The sequence below is a fragment of the Anaerozeibacter quisquiliarum genome, assembly GCF_051162045.1.
Taxonomy (GTDB): domain Bacteria; phylum Bacillota; class Clostridia; order Christensenellales; family Aristaeellaceae; genus Anaerozeibacter; species Anaerozeibacter quisquiliarum.
Genome location: NZ_JBISDI010000064.1, coordinates 1 through 10828 on the forward strand (window position 1 = coordinate 1; position 10828 = coordinate 10828).

General features: G+C 64.3%; 12 protein-coding genes and 1 pseudogene. 3 read left to right on the forward strand and 10 right to left on the reverse strand.

Annotated elements, in window-relative coordinates; all coding sequences use genetic code 11:
- From ACH6CV_RS17635 to ACH6CV_RS17645, 3 genes are all read right to left on the reverse strand, one after another.
- Positions 1-1809: heavy metal translocating P-type ATPase (locus ACH6CV_RS17635; RefSeq protein ID WP_456359535.1), on the reverse strand; the 1809-nt coding region annotated here is incomplete at its 3' end.
- A 116-nt stretch (positions 1810-1925) separates the two neighbouring features.
- Positions 1926-2141 (reverse strand): cation transporter, encoded by a 216-nt coding sequence (locus tag ACH6CV_RS17640; RefSeq protein ID WP_456359536.1) that lies wholly within the window; start codon positions 2139-2141, stop codon positions 1926-1928.
- 17 nt (positions 2142-2158) lie between these two features.
- Positions 2159-2491, reverse strand: coding sequence for an ArsR/SmtB family transcription factor (locus tag ACH6CV_RS17645; RefSeq protein ID WP_456359537.1), 333 nt, complete (start codon positions 2489-2491; stop codon positions 2159-2161).
- 177 nt (positions 2492-2668) lie between these two features.
- Between ACH6CV_RS17645 and ACH6CV_RS17650 the strand changes: the two genes are divergently transcribed.
- Positions 2669-3073, forward strand: a complete 405-nt coding sequence (locus ACH6CV_RS17650) for an RrF2 family transcriptional regulator (protein WP_456359546.1) — start codon at positions 2669-2671, stop codon at positions 3071-3073.
- An 82-nt stretch (positions 3074-3155) separates the two neighbouring features.
- Here the strand turns inward: ACH6CV_RS17650 and citF are convergent, their stop codons facing one another.
- From citF to ACH6CV_RS17670, 4 genes are all read right to left on the reverse strand, one after another.
- A complete protein-coding gene (gene citF / locus ACH6CV_RS17655; protein WP_456359538.1) occupies positions 3156-4559 on the reverse strand; it encodes a citrate lyase subunit alpha in 1404 nt (467 codons plus the stop codon).
- On the reverse strand, positions 4552-5427 hold the full coding sequence (locus tag ACH6CV_RS17660) for an HpcH/HpaI aldolase/citrate lyase family protein (protein ID WP_456359539.1): 876 nt from the start codon (positions 5425-5427) through the stop codon (positions 4552-4554). The genes citF and ACH6CV_RS17660 overlap by 8 nt, the downstream gene beginning before the upstream one ends.
- The gene (gene citD / locus ACH6CV_RS17665; protein ID WP_456359540.1) at positions 5424-5696 is read right to left on the reverse strand and encodes a citrate lyase acyl carrier protein; all 273 of its coding nucleotides are present in this window, start codon (positions 5694-5696) and stop codon (positions 5424-5426) included. The genes ACH6CV_RS17660 and citD overlap by 4 nt, the downstream gene beginning before the upstream one ends.
- Before the next feature lie 197 nt (positions 5697-5893).
- Positions 5894-6877 (reverse strand): MerR family transcriptional regulator, encoded by a 984-nt coding sequence (locus ACH6CV_RS17670; RefSeq protein WP_456359541.1) that lies wholly within the window; start codon positions 6875-6877, stop codon positions 5894-5896.
- Between the two features lie 158 nt (positions 6878-7035).
- On the opposite strand from ACH6CV_RS17670, the gene ACH6CV_RS17675 reads away from it, so the two are divergent.
- A complete protein-coding gene (locus ACH6CV_RS17675) occupies positions 7036-7761 on the forward strand; it encodes an HAD family hydrolase (protein WP_456359542.1) in 726 nt (241 codons plus the stop codon).
- On the opposite strand, the gene ACH6CV_RS17680 is transcribed toward ACH6CV_RS17675, so the two are convergent.
- From ACH6CV_RS17680 to ACH6CV_RS17690, 3 genes are all read right to left on the reverse strand, one after another.
- A complete protein-coding gene (locus ACH6CV_RS17680; RefSeq protein ID WP_456359543.1) occupies positions 7683-9032 on the reverse strand; it encodes a sensor histidine kinase in 1350 nt (449 codons plus the stop codon). The genes ACH6CV_RS17675 and ACH6CV_RS17680 overlap by 79 nt on opposite strands.
- Position 9033: 1 nt before the next feature.
- The gene (locus ACH6CV_RS17685; RefSeq protein ID WP_456359544.1) at positions 9034-9717 is read right to left on the reverse strand and encodes a response regulator transcription factor; all 684 of its coding nucleotides are present in this window, start codon (positions 9715-9717) and stop codon (positions 9034-9036) included.
- A gap of 75 nt (positions 9718-9792) precedes the next feature.
- On the reverse strand, positions 9793-10329 hold the full coding sequence (locus ACH6CV_RS17690) for a ubiquitin (RefSeq protein ID WP_456359545.1): 537 nt from the start codon (positions 10327-10329) through the stop codon (positions 9793-9795).
- A gap of 258 nt (positions 10330-10587) precedes the next feature.
- Between ACH6CV_RS17690 and ACH6CV_RS17695 the strand changes: the two are divergent.
- Positions 10588-10828 (forward strand): annotated as a pseudogene (locus ACH6CV_RS17695) (hypothetical protein); the annotation flags it as partial.

Sequence of the window (10828 nt, forward strand, 5' to 3'; positions counted from 1 at the left end):
GACCGATACGCCGACGTCGGCAAACACGGCCTGCCACATGCTGGCCAGGCCGAGCGCGCCGAGGGCGAGCACCAGCGCCTTGACGCCCAGCGCGAAGGCGATGTTTTGCGTGACGATCGAGCGGGTCTTGCGCGACACCCCAATTGCGGCGGCGATCTTGGTCGGCTTGTCGTCCATCAGCACCACGTCGGCGGCCTCGATGGCGGCGTCCGCGCCCATCGCGCCCATCGCGATGCCCACGTCGGCGCGCGCCAGCACGGGCGCGTCGTTGATGCCGTCGCCGACAAACAGCAATTGCCCCTTCGGCGATTTCTCCTTGAGCAGCCGCTCCACCCGGGTTACCTTGTCGGCGGGCAGCAGCGCGGCGTGGTACTCGTCCAGACCCAGCTTTTTGGCGACTTCCTTGGCCACGTCCGGCGTGTCGCCGGTCAGCATGACGGCCTTGCGCACGCCCTGCGCCTTGATCAGGCGAATCGCCTCGGCGGAGTCTTCCTTTACTTCATCCGAGATCACGATATGGCCGGCATACACCGAGCCCAGCGCCACGTGTACGGTCGTACCCGCATGGTGGCAGGGGCGCCACTCGGCGCCCGCGTCGTCCATCAGCTTGTCGTTGCCAACGGACAGCGTGATGCCGTCCACCACGGCGCGCACGCCGCGTCCGGCCAGCTCTTCCACGTCCTTGACGCGGCCTGGGTCGAGGGGCTGGGCGTGGTACTGCTTGATCGAGCGCGCGATCGGGTGATCGGAGTAGCACTCGGCCAGCGCGGCCAGCTCGACCAGCCTCTTCTCGTTCAAGTGATCCTTCTCGGGATGGGCGACGGCCACCTTGAACACGCCCTGCGTGAGCGTACCGGTCTTGTCAAACACCACGATCTCGGCCCTGGCGAGCGCGTCGAGGTAGTTGCCGCCCTTAATCAGCACGCCGCGCCGGGACGCGCCGCCGATCCCGCCGAAGAAGCTCAGCGGCACCGAGATGACCAGCGCGCACGGGCAGGAGATGACCAGGAACACCATCGCGCGGTGAATCCATTCCCTCCATGCGCCGCCCATGGCCAGCGGCGGGACCAGCGAAAGCAGCGCCGCCGCGATCACCACGCCGGGCGTGTAGTAGCGCGCGAAGCGGGTGATGAAGTGCTCGGCCCGCGCCTTCTTGGAGCCGGCGTTTTCCACCAGGTCGAGGATCTTCGACACCGTCGATTCGCCGAAGGGCTTTGTAACTTTTATGCGCAGCGGCCCTGACAGGTTGATGCAGCCGCTGAGCACGTCGTCGCCCTCTTCCGCGCCGCGCGGCAGCGATTCGCCGGTGAGCGCCTTGGTGTCGATCGAGGAAACACCTTCGAGGATTACCCCGTCCAGCGCAATCTTCTCGCCCGGCTTGACGAGGATCACGTCGCCCACCTGGACTTCGTCCGGGTCGACGGTCACGACCGCGCCGTCGCGCTCGAGACCCGCGCTGTCGGGCCGAATGTCCATCAGCTGGGCGATCGAGCGGCGGGATTTGCCCACCGCGTAGCTTTGGAACAGCTCGCCCACCTGGTAGAACAGCATCACGAATACCGCTTCGGGGTATTCGCCGGTGGCGAGCGCGCCCACGGTGGCCAGCGACATGAGGAAGTTCTCGTCGAATACTTGGCCGCGCGCGATGCCCCTGAGCGCGCGCCAGACGATGTCCCAGCCGATGACCGCGTAGGGAATCAGGTACGCAGCCGGTTCCCAGAACCCTTCGGGCCGTAGGATGCGCGCGAGGAGGAGCAGCGCGGCGCTTAACAGGATGCGCGCGAGCATGCGTTTGTGTTTTTTCGTCATGCCGATGACCTCGCTTCTTTTGGTCTGTTTATCGTTTGCCCCTTGGGCGGTTGGGCGGGCCGCGGCCCTCCATTTCCCCAACTTACGCGCGAGCGGCGGCGGCCGACCGCGCGCGACTACATCACAATAGAGCAGTCGGGCTCGACCTTCTTGACGATCCTGGCGGCTTCTTTTACCACCTCGTCGAAGCGCGCGTCGTCGGCTTCGATCGTGATCTTCGAGGTCGCGAAGTTGACATTGCAGGTGACGCCTTCAAGCTTGCCGACGCCGTCCTCGATCTTCCGCGCGCAGTTGGCGCAGTCCAGTTCGTTCAGTTTATAACTCTTCTTCATCGGTGCCCCGTCCTTTCTCATTCCCGAATATGCTCCATGCCCTGATCGATAATCAGCCGCACATGGTCGTCCGCCAGCGCGTAGAAGATGTTCTTGCCCTCTCTGCGCGATTTCACCAGCTTGTTCAATTTGAGCATCCGCAGCTGATGCGAGACCGCCGGCTGTGAAAGCCCCAACTGCTGCGCGATATCGCATACGCAGTTTTCCGACGCCGACAGCGCGTACAGGATACGAATGCGCGTGCTGTCGCCGAACACCTTGAACAGCTCCGCCAGGTCGTACAGCTGCTCGTCGGGCGGCATGCCCTCCGTCTGTTTCCGCAAGTCGCTCACATGCTCACATCCAATCATTTAAATATATGCTCATATGATAATACGTGTCGTGACGGATGTCAAGCGAGCGCGTGGGAATTAACAATTGCGTCGGCTTGTGACCGCCCGAATACACGGCATATTGCCGAGTGGCGGTTGAATTCCAAGCGCGGGACTGGTATAATGTAATCACGAGAGCGGGAGAAGGTGACGATGTTGAAGGTTACCACGAAGGGGCGGTACGCGCTGCGGATCATGATCGACCTCGCCGAGCGGCAGGACGAGGGCTTCATATCGCTCAAGCAGATTTCCGAGCGGCAGGGCGTATCGGTAAAGTACTTGGAGATGATCGCCGGCATTTTAAACAAGGCGGGCCTGGTGCAGAGCCTGCGCGGCAAGAACGGCGGGTACAAGCTGGCGGTGCCGCCCCAGGCGTGCACGGCGGGCGCGGTGCTGAAGCTGACCGAGGGCGACCTCGCGCCGGTTGCCTGCATGGCGTGCGCGGAGAACAGCTGCGACCGCGCGGCGACGTGCGAAACGCTGCCCTTCTGGCAGGGGCTCGGCCGGGTGATCGATCACTATGTGGAAAGTGTAACGATTGCAGATATGATGGACAGGTAGGTTTTTCGCCCGTCATGCTTCCAACAAAGAAAGGCGGGGTCGTCGCGCACAGGTGCGCGGTGATCCCGCCTTTCTCACATATTCAATCCACGTTGTAAATCCGATCGATGATCCGGCCGTCGCGGTATTCGACCTCGGCCACTGCGCGCGGGCCGTGCTGCGCGCGGCGGGGTACGCCGGTCACACGCTCGGCCATTTGCTTCAGCTGCTCGATTTCGTACACCGGCAGTCCGGCGTCCGCGAGGCGCGCCCTGAGCTCGGCGCGCCGGGGATTGACCGCGATACCGCGCTGGGTAATCAGCACGTCCACCGTGTCGCCGGGCGTCGATATCGCCTGCACCCGATCGACCACGATCGGCAGCCGCGCGCGAAACAGCGGCGCGACGATCATGGCGAGCTTCGCCCCGGCCGCCGTGTCGCTGTGCCCGCCCGAGCCGCCCATGATGCGCCCGTTTGAGTCGGTGTGCACGTTGACGTTGAAGCCCAGGTCGATCTCGGTTGCGCCCAGGATCACCGCGTCCAGGCTGTCAACCGCGGCGCTCTTGACCGCAGGGCTTGCGTAGCGCGCGGCCGAGATCTCCTGGTGGCGGGGGTTTGAGCGAATCGATTCGACGGCGCGCAGGTCGAAGCACTGCACGTCCAGCAATTGTTCGAAATACCCTTCTTCCAGCATATCCACCAGGTAGCCGGTGATACCGCCCAGGCCGAAGCTGCCCACAACGCCCAGCCGCTTCATGATGGGCTTCAGGTATTGCGTCACCGCCAGCGACGCGCCGCCCGCGCCGGTCTGAAACGAGAAACCATCGACCAGCAGCCCGGAGTGCTCAATCACGCGCGCCGCCAACGAAGCGATTTTGAGACCCACCGGGTCGCGCGTGATGCGCGTGGTGCCCGACACGATGCCCTGCGGATCGCCGATCGAGTCGACCGCGACCACGTAGTCCACCTTGCCCTCGTCGATCGACACCGGTTGAAGCGGATAGGGCTGCAAATGGTCGGTCACCGCGATCACGACGCGCGCGTACTCGGCGTCGGCGAAGGCGTAGCCCAGCGAGCCGCAGGCCGCGGGCCCCTGGACGCCGTTCAGGTTGCCCTGCCGGTCGGCCGCCGGCGCGGCGATGATGGCCAGATCGATCGGCGCGCGGCCCGAGGCGATTGCCGCCGGGCGGCCGCCGTGGCTGCGAAAGCGCACGGGCTTTGAAAGCACACCCGCGGAGATGGCCCGGCCCAGCACCGGGTCCATGTAGTTGGTCTCGATGCCGGTCACCACGCCCGATTCGATGTGACCGAGCAGCGGCGCGTGCACGTCGAACAGCGCGCTGGCCTGAACGGTCAGGTCCCTGAGGCCGAGCTTCGCTGCGGCGTCCAGCGCCATGTTCAGCACGCGGTCGCCGCTGCGCAGGTGGTGGTGGAACGACACGCTCATGCCGTCGGCAAGGCCGGACAGCCGGATGGCCTCGATCAGCGTGTTCGTAAGTTTACTCACGCAACGCACCCCCCAACTGTTTCGCCAGTTCCAGAATTCTGCGCGCACGGTCCACGACCGGCTTGTCGATCATCTTGCCCCGGAGCGACGCCGCGCCCTTGGCCAGCCGCACGGCTTCTTCGATCGTCTGAAGCACCTCGCGCGCGTATTCGATTTCCTCCTCCGAAGGGCTGAACGCGCGGTTGATGGGGGAGACGTGGCGCGGCGAGATGGCCGCCTTGCCGCTAAAACCCAGCGAGCGGGCCAGCCGCGCGTCGTTCAGCGCGCCTTCGTCGTCGTTTACGTCGGTGAACGGGGTGTCGTAGGCATCCACGCCCGCCGCGCGCGCGGCCACGACCACCCGGCCCCGGCTATAGGCGATTTCAATGCCCGACTTGCTGCGCGCGGCTTGCAGGTCGCTGGACAGGTCTTCCGCACCCAGCAGCACGCCGATGATCCGCGGGTCGGCCTTCGCGATCGCGTAGGCGTTCTCGACGCCCTCGGCGGTTTCGATCAGCGCGATCAGCCCCACGGCATTGCCGGGCAGACCGCGCGCCTCTTCGATCTGGGCGATCATGCGGCAGACCGCGCGCGCATCCTCCGCCGTGCCCACCTTGGGCGCGAGGATCGCAAACGGCTGAAGCGGCACGATCGCCGCCAGGTCGTCCGCCAAGTAGGCGCTGCCCAGCGGGTTCGCCCGCACCACGACCTGGATGTTTTGGTAATCCATCGCGGAAAGCGCGTTGCGCGTAAGGATGCGCGCGGCGTCCTTTTGGGCGGGCGCGACCGCGTCCTCGAGGTCGAAGATCACCGCGTCCGCGCCGTGGATGTCGGCGTTGAGCAGCATCGCCGGGCTGTTGCCCGGCATGAACAGCAACGAGCGAATCATGCCTGAACCTCCCCGGCGCGCCTCAGGGCCGTCTCCACGCGCGCCTTGAGCGCGCATTCCACCGCGCCCCGGTCGTTCACGCGCACCTGCACGCGCTCGACGTGAAGCTCGTTAAGCACCGCGCGCACCGCGCGCTCGATCGCGTCGCCGAACTGGCACAGAACTACGGATGCAACTTCAATCGCCACGCCATCCTCGCGCGGCTCCACCGTGACCATCGCATCGCTCGATTCCAGCGAACCCGCCGTCGCCGCCCGCACAATCTCCATGCGTGCATCGCCTCCCTCAAAATTGCGATATACCAAAATTATAGAATGATGTATCGCATTTGTCAAGGCGCGGGTCGGCGGTCGCCGCGGCAATCTTGTAATGGGATACGAAGCCGGCATGTTAAGCCGACGCCGCGCAAACCCCGCGCACGCGTTCTTTGTGCGGTGTTGCCTGAAAAGCCGAAGAAGGCTTTCAGTTACAGGCCGCCCTCGCTCCGCTTTACCGGAATCAGCAGATCGAGCTGAAACGCTCCACGGTCTCCCTCGGTGATGTGCGTGTAGTAATTCAGATGCTCCTCCAGCGCCCCGAACATGTTCTCGGGGTTTCCATCCCCACGGTACGCATACGCCCCGTTCTCGCGTACCCAGCGGTCCAGCCAATCCCACTCGTGGAAGTCGCCCATGCGGATCATGTGGGCGGCATAGAGCCCGCCCCCGAAATGTTGCTTGGTCAGTGGTGCGGGCACGTCCCAGCCGTCCGGAACCGTGACCCAGAATTCGTAGCCGTGGGCGTTGCTTTCGTCCACCGGGTTTGGGTGATTGAAGCCGTACAGCCGCAGATCGGGCTTCGCCTGGACAAGGCCGGAGCCCTTCACGAACTCGTCGATCCAGCGCCCGGCAACGTCCTCCGGGTCCGGGCCGATGAAGTGCGCCGACGCCACGGTGGATGGTGGCAGGTACACGATGCGTACGTCGCGCAGCGCGTGCAGGCTCTCCTGCGCCCGATTCAAATTCTCCATGGTCTTCTTCTCCTTCAAATTCATGGGTTCCGGAGCGAGCCGCGCCGCCAACGCGCGCACGGATTCGTCGCTCAGCAGCCCGTCCCACAGCCGCGACGGTTGGGCGGCGCTCAGGTAGCGGATCAGCGCGCGCAACACCTCGCGCACGGTGTCCAGCGCGTCGATCTCCGCCGTCAGGTTGGCCGCGTGCCGCTCGAACGCGGCGATGGCTTCGCGCACGTCGTCGCGCTTAAGCAGCGCCTCGATCTGCGAAAGCGGTACGCGCAGCTTGCGCAACAGCACGATTTGACCGATCCGGGCGAGGCTCTCATCGTCATAGGTGCGGTAGGCGTAGTCCTCGCCGCGGATGCCGCGGATCAGGCCGAGTTGCTCGTAGTAGCGCAGTGTGCGGGTCGAGATGTCGAAGCGGCGCGAGGCTTGGCTGATGGTCGTGTTGTTCATGGGGCCGTGGCTCCTTTGGATGTACATCGATCGATGCGAACAGTATATCACTTGACGCCGCGTCAAAGTCAACACCCAAAACAAGATGGACGGCGACCTTGGATGCCCTTGACAAGCATCCTCATGCCGCTTATGATGGCCGAAACGGAGGGATACCGATGCTTGAGGGCGTTATCTTCGACTTCAACGGCACACTGTTCTGGGACAGCGACAAGAACGAGCGCGCGTGGCGCGCTTTTGCGAGAAAATACACCGGGCGCGATGTGCCGGACGAGGCGTTCGAGCGGCTGCACGGCGTGCCCAACGGGCCCACGATCGCCTGCCTGCTGGGGCGCACGCCGCCGGATGACGAGGTGCGCGCGCTGTCCAGGGAGAAAGAAGCCATCTACTACGAGGCCTGCCTGAACGACCCGGACGGCATGCGCCTGGCGCCGGGCGCGGAGCGGATGCTTACCGAGATGGAGCGCCTGTCGATTCCCCGCGCGATCGCGACCAGCGCGGACATCGACAACGTCAATTTCTACTTTGAGCACTTGGGGCTTGAACGCTGGTTTGCGCGCGAACGCGTGGTGTACCCGGATGGGACGATGCGCGGCAAGCCCGCGCCCGACTGCTTCCTCGAGGCCGCGCGGCGGCTTGCGCTTGCGCCTTCCAAGGTGGCGGTGGTCGAGGACTCGTCCACCGGCATCGAAGCCGCGCGCGCCGCGGGCGTGGGCCGGCTGATCGGCATCGCCTCCGGCTCGGCGGCGAAGGCCGGGGAAGACGTGACGATCATCCGCGACTTCTTTGGATGGCGGGAATGGTTCTATTCCTCCGCCCGGCCAACGGGCAGGAACGCCGCGATGCGCGTGCCGAGGCCGGGCCAGGACAGCGCTTCGAAGTAGCCGCCGTGGCGCTTGACGATCCATTCGGCGATTGAGAGGCCCAGGCCGGTGCCGCCGGATTTGTCGGCCTTGTCCGCGCCGGTGCGCGCGGGGTCGGCGCGGTAGAAGCGCTCGAAGATATGGGGCATGTCCTCGGCGGCGATGCCCTGGCCCGAATCCTGCACCGAGAACGCGGCCATTCCGTCTTTTGCCGCCATGGCGCGGATCGTGATCGCGCCGCCCGGGGGCGTATACTTCGAGGCATTGTCGGCCAGGATGCGCGCGGCCTGCTTAATCATGGCCTCGTCGCCCACCATCTGAACCGGCACGGGCGCTTCCAGCCGCCAGTCGTGGCCGCTGTCGATCATTTCTGATTCTTCAAATACCTCGCGCATCGTGTCCTTCAGGTCGAACGGCGCGAAGCTCATCGTCTGCCGACCGCTGTCGCCGCGCGCCAGGAACAGCAGCTGCTCGACCAGCTGCTTCATGTGCTGAGATTCCGACTTGATCGCCGCGATCGACTCGTCCAGGATCGACTCGTCGGTCTTGCCCCAGCGGTCGAGCATCGAGGCGTAGCCCTGGATGACCGCGATCGGCGTGCGCAGCTCGTGCGAGGCGTCCGACACGAAGCGCGACTGCTCGCGGTAGGCCGCCTGCATGCGGTCGAGCAGCCGGTTGACCGCCTCCTCGAGTCCCTTGAGCTCCTGGTTGCCGGTGGACAGCCGCGCGCCCTGCGAGGGCTCGATCGACTGGATCGCGTCCTCGAGGTTGTGCAGCCGATCGGCGCCCACGCGCGCGTCCTTGACGGCCTTTTCGCTCGACAGCTGGCGAGCGGTCTCGGTCATGCGGGTGATCGGGCGCAGCAGCCGCTGCGCGTCGCGTCCGCCGAACAGCCACGCAAGCAGCCACAGCACGGCCTCGCAGATCAGCAGGTTCTTAAACATCAGTGCGAACACGCGCAGAAAATCGCCCATCGGCGCTTCGCGCCACGCGCCCGCCGCGTCTTGGAACCGGTAGGTCAGCGTGCGCGACGCCGCGCGCCAGCGGGGCATGTCGGTGAGGCGCTTAAGCAGCGGCTGCGCGTCGTCCTCGAGCCAGTGAAAAGCGCCCGCCGCCGCGGTCAGCCCTTTTGGACGGCTGCGCGAGAACCCGCCCGGCGCGGCCTGCTCGGCGGTATAGCAAAACCCCGCAAGCGCAAACGCCGCCACCAGCAGGTTGACCAGCAGGTAGGTTTTCAGCTGTTTGAACGTCCATGCGCGGTGGATCTTGCGCGCGATCGATGAGCGCCTCATATCAATCTTCCCTCAGCACATAGCCCACGCCGCGCACCGTGTGGATGAGCTTGACGCGGAACTTGTCGTCGATCTTCTGGCGCAGGTAGCGGATGTAGACGTCGACCACATTGGTCTCGCCCATGTAGCTGTAGCCCCACACCTTTTCGAGCAGCGTCTCGCGCTTAAGCACGATGCCCTTGTTTTCCATGAGCGCCTTGAGCAGCGTGAATTCGCGGTGGGTCAGTTCGATCGGCTCGCCCGCGAAGCTCGCCGTATAGCGCTCGGCGTCAAGCGACAGCGCGCCGGCCGTCAGCGCCGAGGGTTGGGCGGCGTTTGTGCCCCGGTGAGCGCGCAGCGCCGCGCGGATGCGCGCCAGCAGCTCCTCGATCTCGAAGGGCTTGGTCACGTAGTCGTCCGCGCCGGTGTCGAGGCCGGTCACCTTATCGGCCACCGCGTCGCGCGCGGTCAGCAGGATGGAGGGGACGTCCGAATGGCGGCGCACCCGGCGCAGCAGCTCAAGGCCCGACAGACCCGGCAGCATCACGTCCAGCAGCAGCAGGTCGTATCCGCCCGCCTCGGCCATATTGAGCCCCGTGCGCCCGTCGAACGCCTTGTCCACCTCGTAGCCCTCGTGCTGAAGCTCCAGCTCGACGAACCGCGACAGCTTGACCTCGTCCTCGACCAGCAAAATCCTCTCCGCCATGTAGCCACCCTCCCAACGCCGCTTGGGTGAGGCAAATTCGCCTCACCCAAATGATATAGAACGCGGCGGCGCTTGTCAATCCTCGGATTGCTCGTCCGACTGCTCGTCCGAACGGTTCTTGACCTCGGCCTTGATGTTCTCGGCCACATTCGAGGCCTTGTCCATCGCGTCGTTGATCGGCTTCTTGCCGAGGTCGGGGCCGCGGAACGCGTACTTGAAGCCGAAGAACAGCCCGGTAATCAGCAGCACCAGCGTGAACCACAGCCAGGGCAGGAGCAGCAGCAGCAGCACCAGCGCCGGCACGGTCAGGACCACCTTGCCCTTGCGCGAAATCTCGAAGCTGTTGCGGGTCAGATAATTGATGCCTGCCACGACCTTTTCACCGACCTTCTTCATGAATAAGCCAAACCCCTCTCCCTTGGCCGCGCTGTGTACGGCCTCCTCGCGCGTTGTGTAGCTGGCCGATTCGTCCGCCGCCACCTTGCCCTGCTGCTCGAGCAGCACCATGGCGTCCAGCAGGTCCCAGTTCGCCGCCTCGAGCGCCGCCTTGGCTTCCTCATAGGACACATTGGCCTTGGCGCGCAGCCGTTCCACCATCTCAAAATTCGTCATTGTGGCTTCCTCCCTTTATCGTTCGCGTTTTCCTCTCGACACGCACATTATACCGCTTGGGGATTAGAGGAAAAGGTTGGTCGGTTAGAACGGGATTAAAGCGTCGTTGGGGTTTGACAGAGCGGATCGCGGAAAATATGGCGAAGAAATGTTTATTATATAAATATTCACGATGATATGTATTGACAAATTTGTAAACCCAAAATATAATGAATGAAAGATAACTATGTGAATTTGGGGCGCGGAAGGAGCTTGGCTATGAAACGAAAAGTGCTGGCGATCTATTTAGCGTTGGTGGCTTTTTTTGCGGTGAATTCGGCAGAAGTTTTGGCGAACGCCGCGCCGCTGGAGCAAGACGCTGTGCCCATCCGGGGCATAATCGATATCGCCTTCGCCCAAGATGGCGGCAACTATTTCGCGGTGGACGGCGCGTTTGTCTATCATATTGAAAAGGGCGGGCGGGTTCTGCGGCGCTTCCACAAAGGCGACGAGTCACAAT